This window comes from Streptoalloteichus tenebrarius, assembly GCF_024171885.1.
Classification (GTDB): Bacteria; Actinomycetota; Actinomycetes; order Mycobacteriales; family Pseudonocardiaceae; genus Streptoalloteichus; species Streptoalloteichus tenebrarius.
Genome location: NZ_JAMTCP010000038.1, coordinates 40,278 through 66,329, shown reverse-complemented (window position 1 = coordinate 66,329; position 26,052 = coordinate 40,278). Strand labels below are relative to the sequence as shown.

General features: G+C 72.8%; 21 protein-coding genes. 6 read left to right on the top strand and 15 right to left on the bottom strand.

The genetic code is table 11. The annotated features are described in order from the left end of the window. Positions 1–455 (top strand): DUF1731 domain-containing protein (locus LX15_RS25015; RefSeq protein WP_253672107.1); only part of this gene is annotated, 455 nt, incomplete at its 5' end. Between the two features lie 359 nt (positions 456–814). Here LX15_RS25015 and LX15_RS25010 read toward each other — a convergent pair. Next, the gene (locus LX15_RS25010; protein WP_253672106.1) at positions 815–1,552 is read right to left on the bottom strand and encodes an AfsR/SARP family transcriptional regulator; all 738 of its coding nucleotides are present in this window, start codon (positions 1,550–1,552) and stop codon (positions 815–817) included. 519 nt (positions 1,553–2,071) lie between these two features. Beyond that, positions 2,072–2,563 (bottom strand): Lrp/AsnC family transcriptional regulator, encoded by a 492-nt coding sequence (locus LX15_RS25005; RefSeq protein ID WP_253672105.1) that lies wholly within the window; start codon positions 2,561–2,563, stop codon positions 2,072–2,074. 223 nt (positions 2,564–2,786) lie between these two features. Between LX15_RS25005 and LX15_RS25000 the strand changes: the two genes are divergently transcribed. From LX15_RS25000 to LX15_RS24980, 5 genes are all read left to right on the top strand, one after another. Further along, the gene (locus LX15_RS25000) at positions 2,787–3,770 is read left to right on the top strand and encodes a TauD/TfdA family dioxygenase (protein WP_253672104.1); all 984 of its coding nucleotides are present in this window, start codon (positions 2,787–2,789) and stop codon (positions 3,768–3,770) included. Further along, positions 3,767–4,876, top strand: a complete 1,110-nt coding sequence (locus LX15_RS24995; RefSeq protein WP_253672103.1) for an alpha-hydroxy-acid oxidizing protein — start codon at positions 3,767–3,769, stop codon at positions 4,874–4,876. Before LX15_RS25000 ends, LX15_RS24995 begins: the two co-directional genes overlap by 4 nt. 109 nt (positions 4,877–4,985) lie before the next feature. Continuing rightward, positions 4,986–6,104, top strand: a complete 1,119-nt coding sequence (locus LX15_RS24990) for an aminotransferase-like domain-containing protein (RefSeq protein ID WP_253672102.1) — start codon at positions 4,986–4,988, stop codon at positions 6,102–6,104. Continuing rightward, a complete protein-coding gene (locus LX15_RS24985) occupies positions 6,104–7,084 on the top strand; it encodes an EamA family transporter (RefSeq protein ID WP_253672101.1) in 981 nt (326 codons plus the stop codon). Before LX15_RS24990 ends, LX15_RS24985 begins: the two co-directional genes overlap by 1 nt. A gap of 69 nt (positions 7,085–7,153) precedes the next feature. Then, complete coding sequence (locus LX15_RS24980; protein ID WP_253672100.1) at positions 7,154–8,386, top strand: ATP-grasp domain-containing protein; 1,233 nt, start codon at positions 7,154–7,156, stop codon at positions 8,384–8,386. A 1,068-nt stretch (positions 8,387–9,454) separates the two neighbouring features. Here LX15_RS24980 and LX15_RS24975 read toward each other — a convergent pair. From LX15_RS24975 to LX15_RS24915, 13 genes are all read right to left on the bottom strand, one after another. Further along, positions 9,455–10,705 (bottom strand): glycosyltransferase family 4 protein, encoded by a 1,251-nt coding sequence (locus LX15_RS24975; RefSeq protein ID WP_253672099.1) that lies wholly within the window; start codon positions 10,703–10,705, stop codon positions 9,455–9,457. 236 nt (positions 10,706–10,941) lie between these two features. Further along, positions 10,942–11,313, bottom strand: coding sequence for a hypothetical protein (locus tag LX15_RS24970; RefSeq protein ID WP_253672098.1), 372 nt, complete (start codon positions 11,311–11,313; stop codon positions 10,942–10,944). A 58-nt stretch (positions 11,314–11,371) separates the two neighbouring features. Continuing rightward, complete coding sequence (locus tag LX15_RS24965; protein WP_253672097.1) at positions 11,372–12,622, bottom strand: DegT/DnrJ/EryC1/StrS family aminotransferase; 1,251 nt, start codon at positions 12,620–12,622, stop codon at positions 11,372–11,374. Beyond that, positions 12,619–13,404, bottom strand: a complete 786-nt coding sequence (locus tag LX15_RS24960) for a PIG-L deacetylase family protein (RefSeq protein WP_253672096.1) — start codon at positions 13,402–13,404, stop codon at positions 12,619–12,621. The genes LX15_RS24965 and LX15_RS24960 overlap by 4 nt, the downstream gene beginning before the upstream one ends. Continuing rightward, the gene (locus LX15_RS24955) at positions 13,395–14,684 is read right to left on the bottom strand and encodes a glycosyltransferase family 4 protein (RefSeq protein ID WP_253672095.1); all 1,290 of its coding nucleotides are present in this window, start codon (positions 14,682–14,684) and stop codon (positions 13,395–13,397) included. Before LX15_RS24955 ends, LX15_RS24960 begins: the two co-directional genes overlap by 10 nt. After that, positions 14,674–15,891 carry a Gfo/Idh/MocA family protein gene (locus LX15_RS24950; protein WP_253672094.1) on the bottom strand — a complete coding sequence of 406 codons (1,218 nt, stop codon included), beginning with the start codon at positions 15,889–15,891 and terminating at the stop codon, positions 14,674–14,676. The genes LX15_RS24955 and LX15_RS24950 overlap by 11 nt, the downstream gene beginning before the upstream one ends. Then, positions 15,888–17,048 carry a 2-deoxy-scyllo-inosose synthase gene (locus tag LX15_RS24945; RefSeq protein ID WP_253672093.1) on the bottom strand — a complete coding sequence of 387 codons (1,161 nt, stop codon included), beginning with the start codon at positions 17,046–17,048 and terminating at the stop codon, positions 15,888–15,890. Before LX15_RS24945 ends, LX15_RS24950 begins: the two co-directional genes overlap by 4 nt. A gap of 29 nt (positions 17,049–17,077) precedes the next feature. Then, a complete protein-coding gene (locus LX15_RS24940; protein ID WP_253672092.1) occupies positions 17,078–18,352 on the bottom strand; it encodes a DegT/DnrJ/EryC1/StrS aminotransferase family protein in 1,275 nt (424 codons plus the stop codon). 227 nt (positions 18,353–18,579) lie between these two features. Beyond that, entirely contained in the window at positions 18,580–20,292 is a 1,713-nt protein-coding gene (locus tag LX15_RS24935; RefSeq protein WP_253672091.1) for a carbamoyltransferase family protein, read from the bottom strand. Between the two features lie 116 nt (positions 20,293–20,408). Further along, positions 20,409–21,935 (bottom strand): GMC oxidoreductase, encoded by a 1,527-nt coding sequence (locus tag LX15_RS24930; protein WP_253672090.1) that lies wholly within the window; start codon positions 21,933–21,935, stop codon positions 20,409–20,411. Between the two features lie 40 nt (positions 21,936–21,975). Further along, entirely contained in the window at positions 21,976–23,163 is a 1,188-nt protein-coding gene (locus tag LX15_RS24925; protein ID WP_253672089.1) for an aminotransferase class III-fold pyridoxal phosphate-dependent enzyme, read from the bottom strand. Positions 23,164–23,302: 139 nt separating this feature from the next. Then, positions 23,303–24,613: an MFS transporter gene (locus tag LX15_RS24920; protein WP_253672088.1), complete on the bottom strand. Its 1,311-nt coding sequence runs from the start codon at positions 24,611–24,613 to the stop codon at positions 23,303–23,305. 159 nt (positions 24,614–24,772) lie between these two features. After that, the gene (locus LX15_RS24915) at positions 24,773–25,792 is read right to left on the bottom strand and encodes a zinc-dependent alcohol dehydrogenase (protein WP_253672087.1); all 1,020 of its coding nucleotides are present in this window, start codon (positions 25,790–25,792) and stop codon (positions 24,773–24,775) included. Positions 25,793–26,052 lie beyond the last annotated feature (260 nt).

The window sequence follows — 26,052 nt, the reverse complement described above, 5'->3', positions numbered from 1 at the left end:
GCAGCGGCGTCGTGCTGTCCCCGTCCGGCGGGGCGCTGGGCCGGCTGCGTCCCCTCTTCTCCGCGTTCCTGGGCGGCCGGTGGGGCGACGGCCGGCAGTACCTGTCGTGGATCTCGCTGGACGACGAGGTCAACGCCATCCGGTTCGTGCTGGAGCACCCGTCCCTGTCCGGGCCGGTCAATCTCACCGCGCCAGCTCCGGTCACCAACACCGAGTTCACCCACGCGCTCGGGGACGCGCTGCGCCGCCCCACGCCGTGGGTGGTCCCCGGGTTCGCGTTGCGGGCCGTGCTCGGCGAGGCCGCGGAGACCCTGCTGACCGGCCAACGCGCCGTCCCGGCCGCGCTCGAACGCCACGGCTACACCTTCCTGCACCCCGCGGTGGGCGACGCGCTCCGCGCCGTGCCTCGCACGGGACTCCCTATTCTATCCACAGTGGACAGTTCACCTCCGTGACGCCTGATCGGGGCGGGACGCGTCTCCCGTCCCGGTCGAGGCATCACGCCGAGCCGACGCGTCGCCCGCTGGACGGTCCCAGCGGGCGACGCGTCGGGAGGTGGGCCGCTCTCGTCCGACGACGAGGAGGCGCGGCACGGGGCGAGGGAGAGGGCGAGGGCGCGGCCGGTGCGCCACAGGAGGGAGCGGGACTCATTCGACCACAGTGGACAGTGCTCGACGTGGTCAGGTCACCCGCGTCGCTGGTTACCCGCGTCGCCGTCTCAGCGTCGCCGTCTCAGCGTCGCCGTCTCAGCGTCGCCGTCTCAGCGTCGCCGTCTCAGCGTCGCCGTCTCCGCGCGTCAGGGGGCGTGACGTCGTCAACAGGAACGAACGAGACAGCGCGACGCGTCGGCGCGCGGGCCGGGGACGGTGTCGTTGAGGATGTCGAGGTACAGCGAGCGCAGCGCCGGCGAGGGGTCGATGCCGACGGTGGTGCGCAGGGTCTTCTGGGCGGCGAGGTAGGTCTGGAGCGCCTCGACCTGGCGTCCCGACCGGTAGAGCGCGGTCATGAGCATCCCGCGCAGGCTCTCCCGCACCGGGTGGGCCGCGACCAGGGCGGCCAGCTCGCTGAGCACGTCGCGGTGGCGGCCCAGCGCCAGCTCCAGCCGGAGGCACCGTTCGGACACCTCCAGCCGCTTCTCCTGCCACCACAGGACCTCCGGCTCCAGCGCGGGCACGTCCAGCCCCTGCAACAGGGTGCCGTGCCACCCCGCGAGCGCGGTCCGGTACTGCTCCACCGCCTCGTGCGGGCGCCCCGCCCGCTCCAGCTCGTCGGCCCTGGCGGCGCGGGCCCGGATGGCGAACAGGTCGACCGACTCCCTGGCCACCCGGACCGAGTACCCGCCGAACTCGGTGACGATCAGGCCGCCGGTCACGCCGCGGTCCGCGAAGCGGCGCCGCAGCTCGTGGACGCAGATCGCGATCTGGTTCTCCGGGTTCTTGGGCTGCCGCTCCGGCCAGACCGCCTCGGCGAGCGTGCCGACCGGAACCACCTCGCCAGGGCGCAACAACAGCGACGCCAGCACCACCCGCTGGCGTCGGGAGGAAATCGGCAACGGTTTTCCGTCTATGTGGACGCGCGGCGCCCCAATGAGTCTGAAACTGATCATCCCGACATCTTCCCCCAGGTTTCGCCCGCGTTTCAGCGTGCCACGGACAGGATACTTGTCGATTGTTGGGTGTCCATGGCCCGTTCAGGTGAGGCGAACCGACCACCGCGTGTTCCCCCGGGAAACGAAGATCAACGGAGCCGGGACGCGCCGGTAATGCGTGTCCGCCGCCGCCTGCAATGTTCACGACAGTTTTCCCGCCACCGGGCGGCACCGACGCCTCCGGACCGACGACCGTTGTTGACGCGAATTGGGCGCGCGGGGACGCGGCCGGGCCACGGATGACGATCAGGAACTGACGACCAGGCGGGACACGACCCCCGCGCCGCGGTCCGGGACGCGGCGCGGGGCGACCCGCAGAAGGGCCACAAGCCCAGCAAGCCCGCCCTCACCAGCGGGAAGACCGTCCGTCAGGTCTCGCGCGGGTGTCGGCCACACGCTCGCGCGGCCGGCTGACCCGCCGGATCAGTCCTCCCCCTCACGCCGCGTCGGCAACGCCGAGCCGGTCCGGACCGGGTCGAGCACGAACAGGGTGGAGTAGCGCCGGACGTTCGGCGCGTCCTTCAGCAACCGGTCGGCGACCTCCCGGTGGTGCGCCATCCCGGTGGTGGCGAGGACGACGACATAGTCGGAGTCCCCGGACACGTTGTAGAGCTGCTGCACCTCGGGCGCCGCCAGCAGCCGGCGCCGGAACTCCTCGTGGGCGTGGCCGGACTCGCGCTCCAGCGTCACCAGGCAGATCGCCAGCAGGACGTCGAGGCCGCGCCGGGGCTCCAGCACGGCCACGTACCGGGCGAGGATCCCGCTGGCGCGGTACCGCTCCACCCGGCGTTGGACCGCGCTCGCCGACAACCCCACCAGCTCGCCGAGGGCGCCGAGCGTGCGCCCGGAGTCCTCCTGCAACAGGGCGAGCAACCGGTGGTCGACGTCGTCGAGGACCTTCCCGTCACGAGGCACGCAACCATGTTGCGCGACGGCGGGCGAATTTTCAATCGCCGCCACCTGGGGAGCGGTTATCGTGTGCGTCGACGGGAGAGAAACCACCGGGTAACGCGGGGACGCGCTTTTTCGATGTCGACGGAACAGGGACCCGCGCCGTCGAAATCGCGACGAAAGCCGACGGGAATCGACCGCCGATACGTTCGCGCCGCACGGTAGGACCGACAGTGGAGGAAATCAGATGTCCTCGGCGCTCACGATTCCCCTGTACCACGTCCCTGAGGACGAGAGAATCCGGTTGTGGGAGCACTCGGAGCGGGTTGCGGGTGGACGGGGCCAGGAAGGCGCGGCCCCGGAGTCCGCCCGACCCGACCTGGGCGGGCTGGACGCCGCGATCCGCGGTTTCGCCGCGGACGCCGGCGTCGACGGGTTCCTGTTGCTGCGCGGGCTGGAGATCGGCGAGATCCCGCCGACCCACACCGACGGCCGGCCCACGACGCTCGACGCGCACCCCACCTCGGCGACGCTCCAGCTCGTCGCGGAGACGCTGGGCACGATGGTCGGCTACGCCGACGAGAAGGACGGGCGGCTGGTGCACGAGGTGCAGCCGGTGCCGGGCGACGAGACGCGGATCGAGAACTCCGGGTCGGTGGCCTTCGACTTCCACACCGAGAACGTCCACCACCCGCTGCGCCCGGACTACCTCGGCCTGCTCTGCCTGCGCCAGGACCACCTCGGGGTCGCCGCGACCAGGGTCGCCTCGGTCCGTCACGCGCTCGCGCTGCTCGACGACGACACCGTGGCCACGTTGCGGGGCCTGTGGTTCCTCAGCAACTACCCCACCTCGTTCACCCGCGCCGCGGGCGGCGAGCTGCCGCCGGTCGGCCCGCACCCGGTGATCTTCGGCGACGAGGACCGGCCGTTCCTGCGGTTCAACTCGCACAACACCTTCTCCACCACGCCGGCGGGGCGCGCCGCCCTGGTCCGCCTCACCCAGGCGCTGGAGGAGGTCTGCCACGACGTGGTCCTGGAGCCGGGCGACTGCGTCATCGTGGACAACAACGTCGCCGCGCACGGGCGTTCCGGGTTCACCCCCCGCTACGACGGCCAGGACCGGTGGCTGCGGCGGTTCTACTCGGTGCGGGCGATCCCCAGGACGGTCCAGCACATGATGGGCGGCGGCCGGGTCGTCCCGTCGATGGCGACCATCCGAGGCCTGTGGTGAGCGCCGGGGAGGTCGGAGTGGACGAGCTGGTGACCATCCCGGACTTCGAGCGGAGCTGGCGCGAGCGGACCGACCGGGCCATCTGGGAGTACGTCGCGGGTGGGGCGGGAACGCACCGCACCATCGACGACAACGCCGCCGCCTACGACAGGATCTGGTTGCTCCCGCGCGGGGTGCGCACGTCGACGGGCGAGCCGGACACGTCCGTGACTTTGCTCGGCCGCACCGTGTCGTCGCCGGTGGTGCTCGCGCCCACGAGTCCCCAGCGCCTGGTGCACCCCGACGCGGAGCTGGCCACCGCCCGCGCCGCCCGCGCCAGGGACGTGCTCTCGATCGTCAGCACGGACACGCACCACGCGTTCCCGGAGATCGCGGCGGAGGCGCCCGGCCTGAGCTGGTTCCAGCTCTACGGGTACCGCTCCCGTGAGGACGTGGCGGCCACCGTCGAGCTGGCCGAGCGGGGCGGGGCCACGGCGCTGGTGGTCACGGTCGACGCGTCGTACAGCGCGCGCCGGATCAGCACCCGCCGCGCGGGGTTCCGGCTCCCGGACGACGTGGACTACGGCACCCTGCGCGCCCTGGGCGTCCTCGACGGGGCCGCGCCGGCGAGCGGCCGCCTCGACCGGCTGCCGGTGACCTGGGACGACCTGGCGTGGATCCGGTCGCTGACCACGCTCCCGGTGCTGGTCAAGGGCGTGCTGCGGCCGGAGGACGCGCTGCGCTGCGTGGAGCTGGGCGCCGAGGGCGTGATCGTGTCCAACCACGGCGGACGCCAGCTCGACGGGGCACTGCCCAGTCTGGTGGCGTTGGACCGGATCGCCCGGGTCCTGCCCAGGGGGCGGACCCTGCTGGTGGACGGCGGTGTCCGGTCCGGTGTGGACGTGGTCAAGGCGCTAGCGCTGGGCGCGCACGCGGTGTGCGTCGGCCGGCCGTACCTCTGGGGCCTCGGGTTGAACGGCCAGAAGGGCGTCGAGCAGGTGCTCGACGTGTTCGACGTCGAGGTCAGGGACGCGCTGCGCCAGCTCGGCGTGTCCTCGGTTTCCGAGCTGGGCGGGCAGTTCGTGGCCCGCGCGCCCGGTTTCCTCCCCGACGAGTCCCTCCGATGAGTCTCGCCTGACGAGTCCCGACGAGTCCCCCAACGAGTCCCCACGAGTCCCCACGAGTCCTCATGAGTCCACAGAGGACTCTCACGACGGAAATGGCGGTCACGCATCCATGGCAGATCACACGAGTGAGCTGGTCCCGTTCACCAGGGGCGTCCCGCCCGCCGAGGTGCTGTTGGTCGACGAGTTGGCCAAGCTGACCACCCAGGTGCTGGAGGAGTCGCCGGTCGCGGTCTTCCAGTACGCGCCGATCGGCCGGAACCGGGGCGACGAGCGGTTGCGCGCCGAACTCGGCCGGCACCACGGCGTCGACCCCGACCGGATCTTCGTCAGTAACGGGTCGCTCCAGGTGCTGGACCTGCTGGCCCGCCACCTGATCGGCCGGTTCGGCCGGTCCGTGCTGACCGAGGCCCCGACCTACGACCGGGCCCGGCAGATCTTCGAGCGGCACGGCGGGCAGGTCACCGGCGTGGCGTTGCGGGGCGACGGCGCGGACCTGGACCAGTTGCGGGACCTGGTGGCGCGGCACACGCCCGCGTTCTTCTACACCATCCCGGACTTCCAGAACCCGGCCGGCGTGTGCATGAGCGAGGAGAAGCGCCGGGCGCTGGTGGGTCTGGCCCGGCAGTACGGGTTCCTGATCGTGGAGGACACGCCGTACCGGCGGCTGCGGTACCGGGGCGCGGCGGCGCCCACGCTGGCCGAGCTGGCCCCGGACCGGGTGCTCACGATCAGCTCGTTGAGCAAGGTGCTGAGCCCCGGCCTGCGGGTGGGCTACGCGATCGGCGACGCCGACACCATGGTCCAGCTCGCGGAACTCGCCGAGGGCACCTACCTCACCGCGTCGCCGCTGGCGCAGGCGGTGGCGGCGCGCGCGTTGGAGGACGGCCTGGTGGAGCGGTCGATCCAGCGGGCCGTGACCTTCCTGGCCCCTCGGCACGACGCGGCGGTCGAGGCGGCGCGGGAGGCGTTCGGCGACGGGCTGCTGTCCGAGCCCGGCGGCGGGTACTTCGTCAGCGCCCTGGTGCGGTCGGACCTGACCGAGGCCGAGTTCCTGGCCGCGGCGGAGCGGGCCGGGGTGCGGCTCTCCCGGGGATCGGCGTTCTTCCCCGACGAGCGCCTGCCCGCCGGGTCGCTGTTCCTCCGGTTGCCGTTCCAGGCGTTGTCACTGGAGGCGTTCCGGCGCGGCGCGCGGGCGCTGGCCGACGTGGTGGCGCGGCGGGTCCGGTGATGGTGTCCCGTTCCCGGCCCGGGAGCCTGGCCCTCGGCCTGGCTCTCGGGGCCGCGGGGGCCGTGGCGATGGGCAGCTCGGCCCCCGCGTTGAAGCTGCTCGCCAGGACCGAGCTGTCCCCGGTGAACGTCATCCAGGTGCGCACGGTCGTCGGCGCGCTGGCCCTGTTGACGGCGGCCCTGCTGCTGCGGCGGGGGCGGTTGCGGATCCGGCCGGGTGACTGGTGGCTGGTGGTGCTGTACGGGGTGGTGACGCTGGCGGTCAACCAGGTCGTCTACACCGTCGCCCTGTCCCGGATCCCGGTCGGGATCGCCCTGCTGCTGGAGTACCTGTCGCCGGTGCTCGTGGCGCTGTGGGTGCGGTTCGTGCAGCGCAAGCACCTCTCCGGCCTGCTGTGGGTGGGGATCGCGGTGGCGTTGTGCGGCCTGGCGTTGATCAGTCAGGTGTGGACGTCGTTCGCCCTGGACGGCGTGGGCGTGCTGTTCGGCCTGCTGGCCGCGGCCACCCTCGCCGGGCGGTTCCTCCTGGCGGAACGGGGGCTGCGGGACTACGACCCGTTGGTGATGGCGACCTGGGGCACCTGCCTCGGCGCGGTCGCGCTCACCCTCGCCGGGGTGGTGGCCCCGTTCCCGTTCCACGTCCTCGGGGAGGTCAGCGCGGTCGGCGGGGTGGACGTGCCGGTGTGGCTGCTCGCGCTCTGGGTGGGGCTGGTCGGCATGGCGGGCGCGATCCTGCTCAGCGTCACGGCGCAGCGGTCGATCCCGCCCACGTCGGCGAGCCTGGTCGCGACGCTGGAGATCGTGGTCGGCGGCGTGCTGGCCATGCTGGTGCTCGGCGAGCGGCTCGGCGCGGTGCAGATGGTGGGCTCGGTGGTGATGTTGGCTGGCATCGTCATCGCCCAGGTCGCGGTGGCGCGTCGGAACACGGCGGCGGTCGCGGCCACGGCCCCGGAACTCCTGCCGACGCGGTCGGCGAGCTGAATCCAGGAGGGTGTGGGCGGGTCGGCGCACGGCCCGCCCACACCCTCGCCTTTCCCTCGGAGAACCTTGGTGAACAACGAACTCGTCGTCTTCGTCAACGTCCGTCGCACGCATCTGGAGCGGGGTGCGGTGTTCGAGGCCGCGCACCGCCTCGGCTACGGCGTCGCACTGCTCGCCGACGCGGTGCCGGAGGGTTTACCTCGCGGGATCGTGCGGACCGTGGTGCGACTGGACACCCGGGACGAGGCGGCGGTGCACGCGGCGGTCGACGAGATCGCGGCGGAACACCGGATCGCCGCCGTGCTGGGCTGGTCGGAGCGCGACGTGACCACGGTCAGCGGGATCGCCCAGCGGCTCGGGCTGCCGGGCGTCTCCCCCGGCGCGGCCCGGCTGGCCCGCAACAAGTACCTGATGCGGGAGGCGGTGGCCGAACACCACCCGCACCTGGTCCCCCGGTTCGCGCGGGTCACCGACTGGTCGGACCTGTCGCGCGCGGTGGAGCTGGTCGGTTTCCCCGCCGTGCTCAAGCCCACGTCCTCGTCAGGCAGCCGGGGCATCTTCGTGATCGACGGCCCTGCTGGCCTGCGTCCCGCGTTCGACCGGCTGATGGACCTGACGGCGACCACGGAGACCCGCCACGAGCTGATCTACGAGGAGTTCCTGCACGGCACGGAGCACAGTGTCGAGGGATTCGTCCATTGTGGACAGATCCACGTCGTCGGCGTCATCGACAAGCGCACGACCGAGCCCTTCCGGCTGGAACTCGCGCACCTGCACCCGAGCGCGCTGCCCGCCGACCGGCTCGACGCCGTCCACCGGCTCACGGCCGACGTGGTGTCCGCGTTGGGGCTGGACGACTGCGCCTTCCACCTGGAATGCATGGTTGCCCCGGACGGCGGGGTGAGACTCGTGGAGATCGGGGCAAGGGGTGGCGGGGACTTCATCGCCTCGCACCTGGTCGGGCTGGCCACCGGCCGGTCGTTCGTCGAGAACGCGATCCGGGTCGCGACCGGTCGTCCCCCGCTGGACGCCGCCGGGCCGCCCCTGTGGGCGTGTGTGCGCAAGATCCTGACCGACCGGGTCGGAACCCTCACCGGCTACGCCGGTCTCGACGACGCCTGCCGCGTGCCCGGCGTGCGCCACCTGGTGATCGAGCAACCCGTGGGCGCCGAGATCACCCAGCCACCCGTGGACTTCAAGTCGTGCATCCTGGGCGCGGTGATCACGGTGGGCGATTCGGCGGAGGCGGCGGAGGGGTCGGCCGAGCAGGCCGCCGCCCTGGTCCGCGCCGACATCTCCTGAGCGGACAGCCAGAAGGCATCAGAGGTCCTGACGTCCGGACGGGGCCAGCGGTCCCGGTGGGGCCACCGGCCCCGCATAGACGAGTTGCTGGACCACGGCCTGTGTTTCGTCAGCAACGAAACACAGGCCGGCATACCTTCTCCCCCTGCCGGGTCGCGCGGGCTTGACCTCGTAGCCGACCACTACCGCCCGCCTCCGGCGCGAAGGAACGCCCACAGGTGAGGCCTGCGTGATCACCAGGGTGCTGTTAAGGCCAAGACGGGCGTGGCACAGCGCGACCCGCCGGAACGTGATGGCCGCGGAAGAGGTTCAACAACCGGTTCCGGCAGTGGTCGGCCGTGTCGGTGACGATCCGGAACAGACCGGCGAACAACACGCCCAATCGTCCGCCAGCGCCCGTCTCCACGGCACTTCCCATCCACTTCTCGTCCGCCCAGGGCAGCCGGAGGGCGTCCGCTCAGGGTGCAAGGTAGGTGCTGCGGGGCGGGGTCACCACGTCCTTGGTGACGATTGGCCGGCTAAATGCGCCCGTGCGCCACGCCGGTGATCCGTCTGGGGCAGTGGCCCGGGTCTGGGCATTGCGCCACTCGGACCGTTCGGAGTGGACGGTTCCGGTGTCGAGGTGGACTGGTTGACGCGGTCAGCGGCGTCATCAGGGACTCAAGCGCGGCCGCCCGGTTCCACTGAGGACACGCTCGTGGTGCGCGACCACCCGACGCACACCGCGCCCCACCGAACGCCGCCTCGTTGTGCCGACAGCCGCCCGGGAGGACTCACGGATGACCGGGGCGACGGATTCTTCCCCTACTCGTCGACTGTGTCCGTTCACTGCGATGGCGTTCCAGCCTCCCGACCCAGTCACGAGCGCGACAGAGATGCCGATGTGCACGACATGGGCGATCACCAAGGCGCGTGTGGTCCGCCACGCGGCGAGCGCGACGAGTCTGGAGCCGGACTGACATCCGGACAGAAGCGCACTCCGTCTCGAATGAGGGGCGGTGTCGGCGCAGTAGGAGACCGCGAACCCACAGGAAACGTCGGTGAGATCGGAGTACGAAACACACCGTCCTATTCCTGAGGGCGGAGACGGGCGGTTCCACTGAGGACACGCTCATAGTGGGCGATCACCCGACGCGCGGCGGCACCGCCGTCGAAGAGGTCGGTCAGCCAGGAACGGCCGGCCGCCACCTGGTCGCGGTGGGGCCGCGGGTCGTCGAGCACACCACGAACGGCCTCCGCGAGCGCCGTGACGTCGCCGGGAGGCACGAGCAGCGACGGCGTCACGTGGCCCACGGTGTCCCGCAGCCCACCCACGGCGTAGGCGGCCACGGGCGTTCCCGCCAGCATCGCCTCCAGCGCGCTCCCGCCCAGCTCCTCGTGCCGCGACGGCATCACGAGCACGTCCAGACCGGCCATGACCGCCGGGATGTCGTGATGGGGCAGGAACCCGGTGAACAGGAACCGGTCGGACAGGCCGGCGGCGGCGACCTCGTCGCGCATGCGCCCGCTCTGCGGCCCGTCCCCGACGACCAGGAAGGTCGCCTTCCGGTCGGACAGCGCGCCGGCCACGCGCACGAGGTCGGGCCAGCCCTTCTCGTGCGCGACGCGGCCGACGTAGCCGACGGCCTCGTGGTCGGACGGCACGCCCAGCTTCTCCAGCAGCACGCGCCCCTCTGCTCTGTCCACAGTGGACGACGTGTCCACCGAGTCGGGGACCACGTCGACGTCCTCCGCGCCCACCCCGAGCGCGGAGGCGACCACCGACGCGGTGCGGTCGGTCAGGGTCGACACGCCGGAGGCCCCGCGCAGCGCCCACTTCTCCGCCGCGACGACCAGCCGGTGCTGGAGCTGGTCGATCCACGACATGGGCTGGTACACCGACAGGCGCGAGCAGTGCAGCGTCACGCAGTAGGGCACGCCGAGCACGCGGGACGCGGCCGGTCCCGCCAGCAACGCCCAGAGCTGGCCGTCGGCGTGCACGTGGACCAGGTCGGGGCGCCAGGTGCGCCTGAGCCGCACGCACGCGGCCAGCGCGGCGACCAGCCACGCCTGGTTGAGCCCGACCAGGCCGGTCAGCTCCGACCGCAGCCGGGGCAGCGGGGCCCTGGTGATCCGCACGACCAGGTTCGGCGAGTCGACCCGCACCCGGGGCAGGCCGGGGAAGCCCAGCGTGAGCACCTGCTGGCGCACGCCGCGCCGGGCCAGCTCGCGGGACAGCCGCAGGATCTGCAACTGCATCCCGCCGACCGCGTCGAACTCGGCCGGCCACGAGGTGACGCAGTCGTGGTGGAAGAACGGGGTGAGCCGGAGAACACGCACGGGTCCACGTCCCATCTGGCGCCCAGCGCGCCGCGTCGGCGCCGTCCGAGGAAGGAGTGTCGGGGAGAAGCCACAGGAAGAGGGGAAAGGGTTGCGGGGAAAGGGCGGGAGGGCCGGGGGTGCGGGCGTGGCGCTTCGCCCGCACCCCCGGCGCGCGGCTGGTCGGCCGCGCCGGGCGCGGTGTGGTGTCAGACGCCCGCGCGGGCGCCCCGGTCAGGCTCCCGCGCGGGCCCCGGTCAGGCTCCCGCGCGCGGCGGAGGCGTCTGCCGCCGGCGGCGTTCCTCATCGGCCGCCTCGCGAAGGGCGAACGTGCTCGCGACGACCGCGGCCCTGGCGCTGTCGACGGCCCGCTGGATGTCCTCGGTCCGCCGGCCTCGGGGTCCGGCGGGCGCGGGCGCCGCGCCGTTCCCCGTGGCCGTCCCGGCGTTGGCCGCGACCATCTCCAGCGCGGCCTCGACGGCCGCGACGCTCGCCGCGCCGAGCGCGTCCCACTGGTCGGTGTGGGCGAGCACCAGCGCCATGGCCCTGCGCAACAGGTCCACCGCGTCGTGGAGGCCGTCGCCGTGGCGCGGGGGATCGGTCCGAAGGTCCTGCCTCGTCGGGTTCACGGCGCCTCCGTCCGGTCGGATCGTGCGGTCGGGAAAGCGACCCAACGGCGCTGTCGGGTCAGCGCAGGGCGTCGACGTTGCGGCGGACCTTCGCCACGGCCTCCAGGATCTGGTCGACGTCCGTGGCCGGGCCGGTGAGCAGGGAGTGGTGGACCCACACCGACTCGTCGTAGGCGGCCCGCTCGGAGACCGGGAGGTGGAAGTCCTCCGGCCCCATGCGGTCGCCGTACCGGTCGCGGATCATCGGCCAGTCCTCGGCGCTGACCGTGAACAGCGAGTCCCGGTGCAGCGGCGGGTAGAAGGTGATGCCCTCGAACTCGACGCCCTCGGCGAGCAGGGCCTCCAGCACCCGGTCGCGGTGCACGCCCGCCCACTGCTCGGGGTCGAAGCGGTAGAGCACCTCGTAGTACTGCCGGCGCGTCACCCTGGGGTCGTCGTCGCCGACCGGCGTGAAGCCGCCGATCTCGGTGAGCCCCTTGGTCAGCAGCTCCACGTTGGACTTCCGCTGGGCGTGCAGCTCGTCGTGCTGTTCGACCTGTCCGATGAGGAAGGCGGCCTGCAACTCGGTGGCCCGGTTGTTCCAGCCGAGCATGCGGCCCTCGAAGGAGTCGTAGCCCTCCTCCTTGCGCCCGCAGTTGACCAGCGACATGGCCCGGTGGTGGGTGGTCTCGTCCCCGCTGACCAGGAATCCGCCCTCGCCGGAGGTCATGATCTTGCTGCTCTCGAAGCTGAAGCTGCCGGCGTCGCCGTGCGTGCCGACGCAGCGGCCGCGCCACTCGGCGAAGTGCGCGTGGGCGCAGTCCTCCAGCACGACCAGGTCATGCTTCCTGGCGATCTCCAGCAGCGCGTCGAGGTCGGCGATCTGGTTGGCCAGGTGCACCGGCACGATCGCCCTGGTCCTGGGCGTGATGGCCGCCTCGACGGCCGCCGGGTCGATGCACCAGGTGTTCGGGTCGATGTCCACGAGCACCGGCACGGCGTTGATGTGCACGATGGACGCGGCCGTGCCCATCCACGTGTAGCCGGTGGTGATCACCTCGTCACCGGCGTGCACGCCGAGGGCCCGCAGGGCCACGGACAGGCTCACGGTGCCGTTGGCGACCAGCACGCCGTGCCGGGCGCCGAGCCGGCCGCAGAACTGCTCGGCGAACGCCCGGTGGGTGCGGTTCGGGAAGGGGATGCCGCCGAGGCTGCCGGACTCCAGCACCTCCCGGATGCGCTCCAGGTCCCGCTCGCGGAAGCGGGGGCCGTCGGGGAAGGGCTCGGTGCGCACGGGTGTGCCGCCGAACAACGCGAGTTCCGAGGTCACTTGTCCTCCAGGTTGACCGGGATGAGGTGGGGTGAGGGGGTGTCCTGGTCGACCAGGCCGAGGGTCCCTGCGAGGTCCGGGGGCAGGTCGGCCGAGGTCCACAGGCGTTCGACGGGCTCGGCGCCGCCGTCGGGGCGGTAGTTGAGGACCTCCCCGATGTCGGTGTCGCTCATCTGGGACCGGTAGCAGGCCAGCGCGGCGCGTTTGGCAGGGAGCTGGGCCGTGATCCGCACCGGCCAGGGGCGCAGCGTCCGCCCGTCGACCGGGGAGCGCGGAGTGGGCACGGCGTCGTCGAGCGCGTAGGGCAGGTCCTCGTACCACAGGCACGGGATCTCCCCGAGCGCTTCGGCGACGGCGTCGCGCGCCAGCCGGTGGTCGACGTGGCCGCCCACCGCCAACGGCGCGACGACGACGGCGCTCCCCGCGACCGCCCGAGCGACAACATCGTCCACAATGGACTTGCGTGGGTCGGTGGCCGTGGGGGCCACCAGTTCCGACTCGTCGTCCATGCCCAGGCACGAGCAGTCGGGCAGCCCGAGCGCGGAGGGCCGCAGCCGCTGGGACCGGGCGAAGCGCAGGTCCTCGGCCAGCCGGAGCAGGCTCACGGCGTCCTCGTCCCGCGCGTCGTCCCCGGCGAAGGGCGCGTAGACGCTGCGACTGAACACCGTGACCAGGTCCAGTCGCCACCCGGACGCACGCAGGCGCGGGCCGACACCGGCCAGCCATCCCCCGACGGACAACGCGATGTCGTCGGGGTGCGGGGCGAGGAGGGTCAGACGCATACGCCCAGCTCCCGGTAGATGTCCGTGAGCTGGTCCGCCGCCGTGGTCAGCGAGTACTTCGCGGACGGCAGCGGGGCGGCGGTCTCGGCGATCCGCTCCCGCAGCTCCGGGTCGTCCAGCAGCGCCTCGATGGCGTCGGCCATCGCGGGCGTGTCGAACGGCGGCACCAACAGCCCGGTCCTGCCATGCTCGATGAGCTTGTGCACGCCGTTGACGTCGTGCGCGACGATCGGCCGGCGCATGCTCATGCACTCCAGGATCACGATGCCCAGTTCCTCGTACCGGGAGGGCAGGACCACGAGCTGGGACAATGCCATCACCGAGGGGATCAGCTCGTGCGGCAGGAAACCGGTGATCGTGATCCGGTCGGCGACGCCCCTGTCCTCGGCCAGCTTCTCGATCTCCTGGCGGGTCGGGCCGTCCCCCGCGACGAGGAACCGGCAGTTACGCCCGCGCCGCCGCAGTTCGGCGGCGGCCTCGACGAAGAACTCCACGCCCTTCTCGGCCGCGATCCGCCCGACGTAGAGGACGACGGGCTGGCCGGTGTCCAGGCCGAAGCGCCGCCTGATCTCGGTCCTCCGCTCCTCGGTGTCGCCCTCGGCGAAGCGGTCGCTGGCCAGGTAGGCCAGCCGGTGGACGCGCCGGGGGTCCAGCGCCGCCGCGTCCCGCATCTCGGTGCGGGCCTTCTCGGTGAGCATCAGCACCGCCGCCGCGTTGCGGACGGTGAACCGCTCCGCCCACTTCGCGGCCGGGTCGGTGACCCGTTCCCACAACGTCGTGGGGTGCTGGCTCAGGAACCGGCTGGAGTGGATCTGCGCCACCAGCGGCACGCCCAGCGCCCGCGCGATGAGCCAGCCGTAGAACGGCGCCGAGCCCGACCCGTCGCAGTGGGCGTGCACCAGGGAGATCTCCCGCCGCAGCCGCCTCCGGTTCCGCAGGACCCACAGCAGGCTCCCCTTGGCCCACGCCCCGACCAGCCCGAAGTACCCCTCCAACTGGGACGGGATCGGCAACACCGGGAGGCGTCGCGCGTGGACGGTGACGTTGCGGGCGATGGCCAGGTCCCTGGGCACGCCGGGCGGGGCCATGGTGAGCACGCGGTGCGGGACGCCCCTGCCGGCCATCTCCTCCACGAGCGCCCGCACCAGCAGGTGCATCCCGCCCATCGAGTCGAACCGGGCCGACCAGCAGTCCTGGTACTCGGGGTAGAGGAAGAACGGGGTGAGCGCCAGCACGCCGCCCCGCCGCCGCACCGGTCTGTCACTGTCCTCAGTGGACACGGTCGCCTCCCCGGACGGCGTCGGGCACAGGGTGGCCGTTCGGGGACGGGGCCAGCTCGACGGTGCGGCCGGTGGCCGCGCTCTCCGCCGCCGCCTCCAGCACCCTGGCCGAGGTCCACGCCTCGACGGCGGAGTGCGGCAGGGGTGTGCCGTCCAGGACCGCCTCGACCACGGCGTGGTCCTGGTGGGTGTAGCCGCTCGCCCTGACCCACTCCCACTCCGGGCGGACCCACCCCTGGTTCGGCTCCCACACGCTGGCGAAGCCCCGTTCGGAGAAGGCGTGCACGCCCATCCCGGCCCACAGGTCGGCGCCGGCCCGACCGCTGGTGCCCAGCACCTCGGTCGTGATCTCCTCACCGCCGGGACAGGCCCAGGAGACGTCGCACTGGCCCAGCGCGCCGTCGGCGAACTCCAGCAGCAGCGTCGCCTGGTCCTCGACCCGCCCGGCGCGGGGCCGCACCCGCTGGCTGCGCGCGGTGACGGCGCGGACCTCCGCGCCGCCCAGCAGCCACCGGCAGATCTCGACCGCGTGGCAGCCGAGGTCGAGCAGGACGCCGCCGCCGGCGAGCGCCGGGTCCAGGCACCACCCGGAGTCCGGTCCCCCGTTGCGCACGACGACCCGCGCCAGGTGCGGCCGGCCGAACGCGTCGGCGTCGGCGACCAGCTCGCGGACCCGCCGGAACTTGGGGCTGTGCACGAAGTTGCTGCCGTGCGCGAGCACCAGTCCGCGCTCGTCGGCCAGTCGGAGCAGGCCGCGGATCTCGTCGGAGGTGAGCGCGAGGGGCTTCTCGACCAGCACGTGCCGGCCGGCCCGCAACGCCCGTGCGGCCTGCTCGGCGTGCAGGGCGTTCGGCGTCGTCACCACGACCAGCCCGATCCGGTCGTCGGACAGGACGCTGTCGAGGTCGTCGGTGACGGTCTCGACGGCGAACCGCCCCGCCAGCTCGCGCGCCGCGCCCCGGTCGAGGTCGCAGACCGCGGCGAGCCGCGCCCTCGGGTGCTCGGCGAACACCTCGGCGTGGACGCCTCCCATGAACCCCGCGCCGACCACGGCGACGCCCAGCGGCTCGTTCAGTGACTTGCCCAGCGGCTCGTTCAGTGACTTGCCCAGCGGCTCGTTCAGTGACTTGCCCAGTGGCTCGTTCAGTGACTTGCCCAGTGGCTCGTTCAGTGACTTGTGCGGTGGCTGGTTGAGCGGAGAGTTCACGACGCACCTCCGGCGGAACCCACGGACGCCCCGATCCGGGACGGGGCGTCGGCCAGCTCCCGGACGACCTCGTCCACGAGGGCGCGGGGCGCCGGCGTGAGCGGCAGCCCGTCCTGGTACAGGGGTTGGCCGACGTCGGCGAGCAGGACCATGGCGTAGTGGTCGGCGGGCAGCGGCTGGTAGCCCCGCTTGTTGTCGAAGCCGAGCCGGTAGGTGATCTCCTCGGTCGGCACGTCGGCCGGCAGCGTCGTCGCGACGCCGACCTTGCCGACCAGCTCCCTGTGCAGCTCGACGAGGTCGGCGTCGACGTGCCCGAGCCGGCGGGCGACCTCGGCCGCGGCGACCATGCCCACGCCGACCCCTGCGCCGTGGGACACCGCGCCGTGCGAGGCGTGCTCCAGCGCGTGGCCGACGGTGTGGCCGTACTCCAGGACCAGGCCCTCGCGCCGCTCGTACTTGTCGTGCTCGGTGACCTGGGCCTTGGCCGCGACGCTCTCGTCGATCATCCAGCGCAGGACGTCGTCGGCGTACCGCCCGTCCGGTCTCAGCTCGGCCGCCAGGAAGTCGATCATGCTGGGCCGGATGGCCAGCGCGTTCTTCACGACCTCGCACAGGCCCGAGCGGATCTCCCTGACCGGGAGGGTGCCCAGCATGGCGGTGTCGGCCAGCACCTCCACCGGCGGGTAGAAGGTGCCGACGAGGTTCTTGCCCACCTGCGCGTTGACGGCCTGCTTCAGCGACAGCACCGAGTCGAGCATGGCCACGACGGTCGTCGGCACGTGGACCAGGCGGATGCCGCGGAACAGCAGGGCGGCGAGCAGGCCCGCGATGTTGCCGGTGACGCCGCCGCCCAGGGCGACGACCACGCCGCGCCGGTCGACGCCCGCGTGGAGGGCGGCGTCGGCGAGCGTGTCCAGCGTGCCGAGGCCCTTGTGCTCCTCGCCGGCCGGGTGCGTCAGGACGCTGGCGGGACCGGCCGAGCGGCGCAGCCGCGCGGCGAGGTCGTGGCCGTACAGCTCGGCGACGGTCGCGTCGCACAGCACGAGGTAGTGGCTGGCCTCCAGCTCGCCGAGCCGGGTGACGATCCCGTCGACGCAGCCGGTGCCCAGCCGGTACGGGTACTGGACGTCTCCCATGGTGATGGTGGTGGTCTGCATCTGCGCTCCCCAAGGTCCGGAGCGGGCGCTCAGGCCCGCAGCTCCCCGTGGTGCCGCAGCACCTTGGCGACGGCGGCGGCGATGTCGTGCATGTCGGACTCGTCGCCCAGCAACGCGGCGTGGTGGAAGGTGATCAGGCGCCGGGTGAGCCGCTCGCACACCGGCAGGTGGAACCGGGCGGGGTCGATCCGCTTCTCGTGCTCCTCGCCGAGCGCGAACCGACGGCGGGAGGCCGGCGCGTAGAGCCGGTTGGTGTGCAGCGGCGCGTACGCCGGCGAGATGGGGAAACCGAGTTCGGCGGTGAGCGCCTCGGTCACCGTGGTGATCGGGAGGCCGACGAACGCGTCGTCGGGCAGCTCCGCCGCGTAGACGTAGTAGGTGCGGGACGTGGTGCCCGGCGAGGTGGCCTGCGGGCGCAGCCCCTGCTCGGCGAGGAGGGTGTTGAGCAGTTCGGCGTTGCGGCGGCGCAGGGCGTTCTGCTCGTCCAGTTCCCTGAGCTGTTCGACGAGGACGGCGGCCTGGAACTCCGACAGGCAGCGGTTGCTGCCCATCAGCTCCCCGGTCTCCACCAGTTCCATGCGGCCCGGCGCGGGGGCGGTGTCGGGGTAGCAGCGGCCGTCGGCGCGCAGGTGCTCCATCCTGCGGGCCAGCTCGGCGGAGTTGGTGATCGCGGCCCCGCCCTCGCCGCTGGTGAGCACCTTGCTGTGCTGCATGCTGAACGTGCCGACGTCGCCGACGGAGCCGACCTTGCGACCCCGGTGCTCGGCCCCGTGGGCCTGTGCGCAGTCCTCGATCAGCGGCAGCCCGTGCCGGTCGGCGACCGCGCGCAGCGCGTCGAGGTCGGCCACGGCGGAGTACAGGTGCACGACGACGACGGCCTTCGTGGCGGGGGTGATGGCGGCCTCGACCGCGGCCGGGTCCAGGCACAGGGTCCTCGGGTCGATGTCGACCAGGACGGGGACGGCGTTGACGCCGACGATGGTGGAGGCCGAGGCCACCCAGGACAGGCCGGGGGCGATGACCTCGTCGCCGACGCCCACGCCGCAGGACTCCAGCGCGAGCATGAGGCTGGCCGTGCCGCTGGCGGCGGGGACGCAGTGCGCGACCCCGTTGTAGGCGGCGAAGTCCCTGGCGAAGCGGCGCTCGGCCGACTCGATGCCCCGGTAGGGGCCGCTGATCGCCCAGCGGCCCGAGCGCAGCACGCGCTCCAGCGCGTCGAGCGCGCCCCTGGCGGGCTGGGGCCAGACCGGCCACGGCCGGGTGCGCACGGGTGTTCCGTTGTTGATCGCGAGGTGGACGGGCATGGTCGACGAACCCTTCCTCTGCGGGCGTGACGGGGGCGGCCGCGTGGTCGACCGGAGGGGCACTTCGGTGACGTCGCCGGCGCCGGCGACTCTGTCGCCGGCCGTGATGTGTCCACTGAGGACTGACGAGGGAGGTGAGTCCCGTGGACGTGGTGAGCCTGGTGAGGGTCGGGGCCTCGTGAAACTGGCGATCCTGTTGGGAGTCAACGGGATTGACGCGTGGTGGCCTAGTGGCGGAGGTCCTTCGTGACCAGGTACGGACCGACCGCCAGGGCGTCGATCGGCAGGCGGGAGAAGGTGAGCAGGGCGTCGGCCGGGGAGGACACGATCGGCTCGCCCCTGTCGTTGAACGAGGTGTTGAGGCAGACGGGGTCGCCGACGAGGTCGCCGAGTTCGGTGAGCATCCGGTGGTAGCGCGGGTTGCTCGCCTCGGTCACGGTCTGCGGCCGGGTGGACCAGTCCTCGTGCACCACCGACGGCAGGCGTTCGGCGTAGGCGGCGCGCACCTTCGTCGTCATGATCATGTACGGGAAGTCGGCGTCGACCTCCAGTACCTGGTCGCTGACCGACCGCAGCATGCTCGGGGCGAACGGGCGCCACCACTCCCTGTCCTTGACCCGCAGGTTGATGTGGTCGCGCATGGTCGGCGAGTGCGCGGAGCCGAGCAGGCTGCGCTGCCCCAGCGCGCGGGGGCCGACCTCGCCCCGCCCCTGGGCCCAGCCCACCACCTTGCCGGAGGCGATCAGGGCGGCCACCTCGCGCTCCAGGTTCGCCGGCTCCCGGTAGGCCAGGCCGGTGCGGTCGAGCGCGGCCCGCACCTGGTCGGGGGAGAACTCCGGCCCCCACGCCGCGGTGTCGCCCATGGGCGCGATCCGGTCGCCCAGCTCGACGGCGACCGCGGCGGCCGCGCCGAGGCTGACCCCGATGTCGCTGGCCACCGGCGGGACGAACATCTTGTCCACAGTGGACCGGGTGAGCAGCTTGCCGTTCATGGTCGCGTTGAGGCCCACGCCCCCAGCGACGAACAGGGTGCGTTCCCCGGTGCGGGCCAGCACCGAGTCGGCCAGGCCGAACACCGCCCGCTCCAGCGCGGCCTGCGCCGTGGCCGCGAGGTCGCGGTACTCGTAGGGGTCCCGTCGGGTGTCCCGGACGACCCGCCCCTTGGCCGGGTCGTAGCGGCGGACGAACTCGTTCGGCGGCAGCCGGTAGATCCGCTCCAGGTGGGCGAACCACGCCCGCTCGGTCACCGAGTACTCGTCCCAGTCCTCGGGGTCACGGGCCTGCGGGTCGATCAGGTTCAGGCGGTAGCCGTCCGAGTCGAACGCGAAGGCGGACAGCGTCTCGTCCACTGTGGTCCCGTGCGCGGCCAGTCCCATGAGCTTGCCGGGATTGTCCCCGCCGAGCCCCGTGTACTCGCTCACGTGCTCGTAGAAGAACCCCAGGGACCACGCGCCGGGGACCGTGTCGAGCACGGTGATCTTGCCGCCCTCGGCGTGGGCGAGGGTCACGCACTCCTCCTCGCCCTGGCCGTCCACGATGAGCACCGCGCCACGGTCCTCGCCGGAGAAGTAGTAGGCGCTCGCCGCGTGGGCCAGGTGGTGCTGGACGAAGTGCAGCGGTGGATCGGTGCGCCGGGGGAACACGTCCCTGGGCAACAGGATGTCCAGCGCCTCGCTGTCGGAGTGCGGCCAGCCGCCCAGTCGCTCGCGGTACATCGCCGGCAGGTCCCAGCCGAACGCGACCGCGTCGAGGTCGTCCACGGTCAGGCCGGCCTGGGCGAGGCAGAACGCCGCCGCCTGCACCGGGGCCGTGTTGTACCCGTGCTTCTTCCGTGTGAACCGCTCCTCCTCGGCGAAGGCCGCGATCCGGCCGTCGACGAGCAGGGCCGCCGACGCGTCGTGGAAGTCGCGGGGCCAGCCGTTCAGCCCGAGGACACGCATGTCTCTACCTCCGATGGGGAAGCCGGTGAGGGAAGCCGGCGCGGGGAGCTGGTGTGAAGAACCGGGGTGAGGAACCGGTGTGAGGAACCGGTGTGGCGGGGCCGACGCCCGGCCCGTCAGTCGATCGCGGACGCGATCCGGTGGGCGTTGGCCTGGATGGTCAGGGTGGGGTTGGGGTTGCCGGCGAACGGGAAGGTCGCGCCGTCCACGGCCCACACGTTGTCGTAGCCGTGCAGGCGGCCGAACGGGTCGGTCACCGAGGTGCGGGGATCGCGGCCGGAGCGCAGCGTGCCGTGCAGGTGGGCGCTGCCCAGCTCGTAGGCGGTGTCCACCTCCCGCACGTCGATCGCCCCTGCCTTGGTGAGGATGTCGGTGGCGCGCTCGGACAACACGGCCAACCGCGTGAGGTCTGCGGGGTGGGGCTCGTAGTCGAGGACGATGCGGGGAAAGCCGTCGCGGTCGCGCGTGCGGGACAGCCGCACCCGGTTCCGCGCCTGGGGCCGGTCGCCCAGCAGACACTCGACCTGGAGCACGGTGCCGCGCTCGGCCTCGCGCTCGGCCGCCGGCTCCCACGGGTTGGCCTCGTGGATCAGGCCGCCGACGCCGTCGGGGAACTCCTCTCCGGTCAGGTAGTCCAACACGCAGACGCTGGAGTACCGGTGCCGCAGCGGTGTGTACCCGGGAAGCCTGCGCGGCACGACTCCCCGCACGTAGACGCTGTTCTTCATCGCCAGGTGGCGGCCGACGAGGCCATTGCCGTTGCCCAGGCCGTCGGGTTCGAGCCGACTGGTCGACCGGAGCAGCAACGCGGCGGACTGGATGGCGTTGGCGGCCACCAGGAACCGGCGCGCCCGCAGGGTCCGGCGCGTGCCGGTCCCCCGGTCGACCACCTCGGCGGCGTCGACCCGATGGGAGCCGGAGGCCACAAGGCGGTCGACCCGGGTGTGGACGAGCACCGAGACGTCGCCCTCGGCCGGGGCGAGGACCCGGCTGACGACGTCGGCCTTCGCCCCGGTGGGGCAGGAGAACGACGTGCAGGGCGTGGCCTGCGCGCACCCGGGGCCGAACCGGTCCCGGATCCCGCTGATCGCCACGGGGGTGGGCAGGGGCGTCAGGTTGAGGGCGCGGGCGCCCTCGGCGAGCGCCAACCCGGGCGGGGTGGGCGGCAGGCTGGGCCGGTGGTAGACGGGGAACACGTAGTCCCCCACCCGCTTCCGGGACGGCCCGGCCACCGCGAGCTGGTACTCGATCCACTCGTAGTGCGGCTCCAGGTCGGCGAGGCCGACCTGCCAGTGGTCGTAGTCGGCCTCGCCGAGCAGCGACGAGGGCGGGGCCAGGTCGGAGTCCTGGTAGCGGTAGGACATCCCGGCGTAGAACACGGTGCCGCCGCCGAGCGCCATGGCGGTCCACGGGAAGCCGTCGCGCGTCCACCGCCCGTGGCGACGCGCGAACGCCCACCCGTCGGGGTCCTCGTGGTCCTCCACGTCCGCGCCGGGCGGGATCGGGCCGCCCTGCTCCACGACGAGCACGGACAGCCCCCGTTCGGCGAGCACGGCCGCGGCCACGGATCCCGAGGCGCCGCTGCCGACCACACAGGCGTCGTAGGTCCGACGCGCGGCCTCGTCCGCTGAGATCAGCAGCATCCGCTTCCCCTTCCCCTCGGGTCCGGCCCCGCCCGGCGTCTCACACGGACGCGATCGCGGCGGTGACCCGCTCCAGCAGCTCGTCGAGGTGGTCGGCCATCCGGTACATGAGGTTGAAGTCGTCGCCGACGTCGCAGAAGACGCCGTGCCGCAGCAGGGCGAGTTGCAGGCGCTCCGGCAGGTCCTCCTCCGCGGCGGAGAAGTCGAGGTCGAACATCGGCCCCCAGCCGTGCACCTCCACCGGGAGACCCCGCTCCGCGAAGGCGCTCCGGAAGGCCCGCTCGACCGTCCGCCCCGTGCGCTCCACGACGCCGGCCACGTCCTCCCGCAACAAGAAGTCCACAGTGGACAACGCAGCGGCGTAGCCCACCTGCTCGTTCTGGTAGGTGGACCACACGTGGGCCTCGGCGAGGCCCTCGGTGATCCGGCGGCTGCCGACGACGGCGGAGATGCTGTGCCCGTTGGCCAGTCCCTTGGAGACGGTCACGGCGTCGGGCTCCAGCCCGGCGCGGGCGCTGAGCCCGCCCTTCCCCGCCCGCATGCCGGTCTTGACCTCGTCCAGCACGAACAGACAGCCGGCCTCGGCCGCCAGGTCGCGCAGCGTCCGGTAGTGCTCCAGCGGGTGCCGGGTCGGCTCCGGGGTGACGACGACGGCCGCGATCTCGTCCGCGTGCCGGTCCAGGTACGCGCGGTAGACGTCGAGGTCGTCGTGGAACTCCGTGGCATAGGACGGGAAGAGCTTGGCCTCCGGCACCGCCTCCAGGTGCCAGTCGTGCCAGCCGTGGTAGCCGGAGGTGAGCACGGCGGTCCTGCCGGTCACGTGCTGGGAGAGCCGGGCGACGGACGAGACCGCGCAGGACCCGGTCCGGTAGAACAACGCCTGGTCGGCCCAGGGGAACCAGTCGAGGAGGCGCTCGGCCAGGGCGAGCCGCCGGGGGCTCGGGCCGGTGTAGAACAGGTTCCCCTCGTCCAGGCACGCCCTGATCGCGTCGGTGACCTCGCGCTCGGCGTGTCCGATGAGGACGGTGCCGAACGAGCAGGTGAGGTCGAGGTAGGCGTTGCCGTCCATGTCGTGCACGCGCGCCCCAGAACCCCTGGTCAGCACGCAGGGGTACTGGCCGTCCTCGTCCGGACGGGGGTTCGTGGTGACCTCGTGCGACCGGCGCAGGTGCTCGGCGGAGCGGCTCCAGTCCGTGATCGTCGCGATGGTCTCGTTGGTCCGGGTCATGGGACGTGCTCCTCGTGGGTCGGGGAACGGACACGGGTGCGGGATGGCCGCCGGGCGGCGGGCGCGGGTGTGGGTGAACCAGTGCGGGGGGACGGTGTCCGTCGGCGGTGGGCCGAGCCGGGCTCCGGCGCCGGTGGGGTCAGTCGCGCCGCCGCGGTTCCGGCTCGGGGCGGACCTGGCCGGTGGGACACGGCTCCCGGCGCAGCCACCGGAACGCGACCACCGCGATGAGGACCAGCGGCACCGCGAACCAGGCGACCAGCGTGGACATGGAGGTGACGGTGGAGACCGCGCCGGCGGCCAGGTAGAAGCCGACCGAGGCCACCTCGGAGCCGAACCCGACCACGGAGGTCACGGTCGCCCTGGCCGGCCCGGTGATCGCGTCCTGGAGCCGGGTGTCGGCCAGCACGAGCGCCCACTGCACCAGGCCGAAGCTCACGCCCACGGCCAGCATGCCGGACTGGAGCCCGCTCAACGCTCCAGCGGCCAGCAGGGCCGCCGAGGCCAACAGGGCCAGCCCCAGCGCGCCGGACGGCGCGTGCGCGGTCCTGCCGACCAGGCCGCTGCCCACGGCGGCGCAGACGACGGTCACCGCCACCAGCACCGGCACCATCGTCGTCGACGCGCCGTTGGCCCTGGCCAGCATCGGGAAGTACTCGTCGATCGCCGTCATGCTGTGCAGCGACGCGGCGACCAGCACCGCGCGCAGCACGACCCGGTCCCCGCGCACCTCGGACACCCCGGCGCGGAACGTGGCCACGTACCAGCGCCACCCTCCGCCCTCGCTGTCCACCTGCTCCCTCGGCGGCTCGGAGAACGACAGGGCCGCGAGGGCGCAGGCCAGCCCGCTGCCGAGGCTGACCACCCCAACGGCCGGGTAGCCGCCGAGCGCGAACAGCGGCCCGGCCAGCGTGATCGCGGTGAGCGTCGACAGCAGCGACACGGCCCGCCCGCTCCCCATGACCGCCGCGTACCGCCCGGTCGCGCCCGCCGCGCGCAGCTCATCGTAGACCAGCGACTCCAGCGTCCCCGAGGTCAACGCGTCGCACAGGCCCCAGCACAGGAACCCCGCCGCGAAGGCCCACGGCGACGGGAAGGCGACCCACAGGCCGAACCCGCAGGCGCGCACGGCGACGCCGAGGGCGAGCAGCCGGCGGCGGGAGAACATGTCGCCCAGGACGCCGGAGGGCACCTCCAGCACGAAGGCCGTGACCGACCAGAAGGCCAGCAGACCCGAGATGCCGGCGGTGGACAGCCCGTGGTCGGCGAACAGCAACGGGTAGAGCGGGAAGAACGGCACCAGCTCGTGCAGCCCGAAGAACAGGCACAGGCGCCGCGTCGTCCTCCGGGAACCCGTGCCCCGCGCGGAGGCCCCGTCGGACGAGCTGTCCTCTGTGGACGGCTCACCCGCGGGTGTGGGCGGGTCGGTGGACGCGGCTGGGTGGGACACGGATCGCTCCCTGGGAGGTCGCCCGGCGCTGCGGGCGCGGGTGGAGCGTCGTCGTCGACGCGGGGACGCTTCGCCGCCAGCCCTGACACGCGCCGTCGGGCACAGTGAGGCGCTCACGGACACTGACAGGCGCCGACAGGAGCCGTCGGACGGGCGTGTTCAGGCGCGGAGGTTGAAGAACGAGCGGACGTTGCCCTCGGCGCGACGCAGCGCGAGGTCCAGCGCCCTGGCGTGGTCGTCCAGCGCGAACTCGTGGCTGAGCAGCGGCTCGACCTCGATCTCTCCCCGCGCGAGCAGGTCGATGGCCTCGGGGAACCGACCGCCCGGCCCCAACGAACCCCTGATCGTCAACGCCTTCACGGCGACGTGGTGGGTCGCCATCGGGCCGACCTCCTCGACCCGGTACCCCACGAGCCCGATCCGGCCGCCAGGGCGCACGACCTCGATCGCCTCCTGGACCGCGACCGGGTAGCCGGAGGCCTCCAGCACGACGTCCGGCGTGAGGTCGGGGTGCTTAGCCACCAGCTCCGCCAGCTCGCCAGGGCGGCCGGTGGTCACCGTCCGCGCGCCAAGCTGGGCGGCGACCGCCCTGCGCTCCGCGACCGGCTCGCCGACCGTGGTGATCACGCCGCCGCGCTGCCGGGCCACCTGCATCAGCATCAGGCCGATCCCGCCCGCGCCGAGGACGGCCACGCGCTCACCGGGCTCGACGCCCACAGTGGACACCGCGTGCAGGGCGACGGCGACCGGCTCCACCTGGCAGGCCGCCCGCAGCGACAGGCCCTCCGGCAACACGTGGAGGTTGCCGGTCGGGATCGTCATGTACTCGGCGCACGCCCCGTCGCGGGTGAACCCCAGCTCCTGGAGGTTCTCGCAGAGCACCGGTGTCCCCCGCCCGCACGCCGCGCAGGAGCCGCACGCGCAGGTGAGGTCGCCGACCACGTCGCGGCCGACCAGCTCGGCGCCGGGTCCGTTGACCTCGACGACGGTGCCGCTCCACTCGTGACCGGGCACGACGGGGTAACTGAAGCCGTGCCAGACGCCCCGGTACAGCGACAGGTCGCTGCCGCAGATCGAGTTGTACCCGAGGTGGATCAGCGCCTCTCCCGGCGCGGGAACGGGCACCTCGCGGGTGCCGAAAACCGCTTCTCCCGGAGCTTCGAACGACAGTGCCTTCACGCGACGACCCCCAAGTCCTGGCGTGCCAGCAAAGGACGGATGGCGACGGAACGAGGGGCAGGGTCGTGTCGCCAAACATCCGGGTTTCCGGTGCATTTCCGAACGGCGACGACGCTACCGGCGGCCGAGATCGAGGGGACAGAGCCGTCCGAGTGATCGGCGACAGGGCTACGCCGCGCGAACTAGGCGGCATCCGGCCACCCCGGCGTTCACCGGACGGAGGGGCGATATTCACCGTTCCCCCGCCTTGACCGACCTGT

Bases quoted from the DNA above. Each gene is read 5' to 3' on its own strand.
- LX15_RS25000 (WP_253672104.1), top strand. From the start codon at position 2,787: ATGTCCTCGGCGCTCACGATTCCCCTGTACCACGTCCCTGAGGACGAG.
- LX15_RS24935 (WP_253672091.1), bottom strand. From the start codon at position 20,292: ATGCGTGTCCTCGGGCTGAACGGCTGGCCCCGCGACTTCCACGACGCG.
- LX15_RS24990 (WP_253672102.1), top strand. From the start codon at position 4,986: ATGGCAGATCACACGAGTGAGCTGGTCCCGTTCACCAGGGGCGTCCCG.
- LX15_RS24960 (WP_253672096.1), bottom strand. From the start codon at position 13,404: ATGCGTCTGACCCTCCTCGCCCCGCACCCCGACGACATCGCGTTGTCC.
- LX15_RS24940 (WP_253672092.1), bottom strand. From the start codon at position 18,352: ATGCCCGTCCACCTCGCGATCAACAACGGAACACCCGTGCGCACCCGG.
- LX15_RS24945 (WP_253672093.1), bottom strand. From the start codon at position 17,048: ATGCAGACCACCACCATCACCATGGGAGACGTCCAGTACCCGTACCGG.
- LX15_RS24985 (WP_253672101.1), top strand. From the start codon at position 6,104: ATGGTGTCCCGTTCCCGGCCCGGGAGCCTGGCCCTCGGCCTGGCTCTC.
- LX15_RS24930 (WP_253672090.1), bottom strand. From the start codon at position 21,935: ATGCTGCTGATCTCAGCGGACGAGGCCGCGCGTCGGACCTACGACGCC.
- LX15_RS24925 (WP_253672089.1), bottom strand. From the start codon at position 23,163: ATGACCCGGACCAACGAGACCATCGCGACGATCACGGACTGGAGCCGC.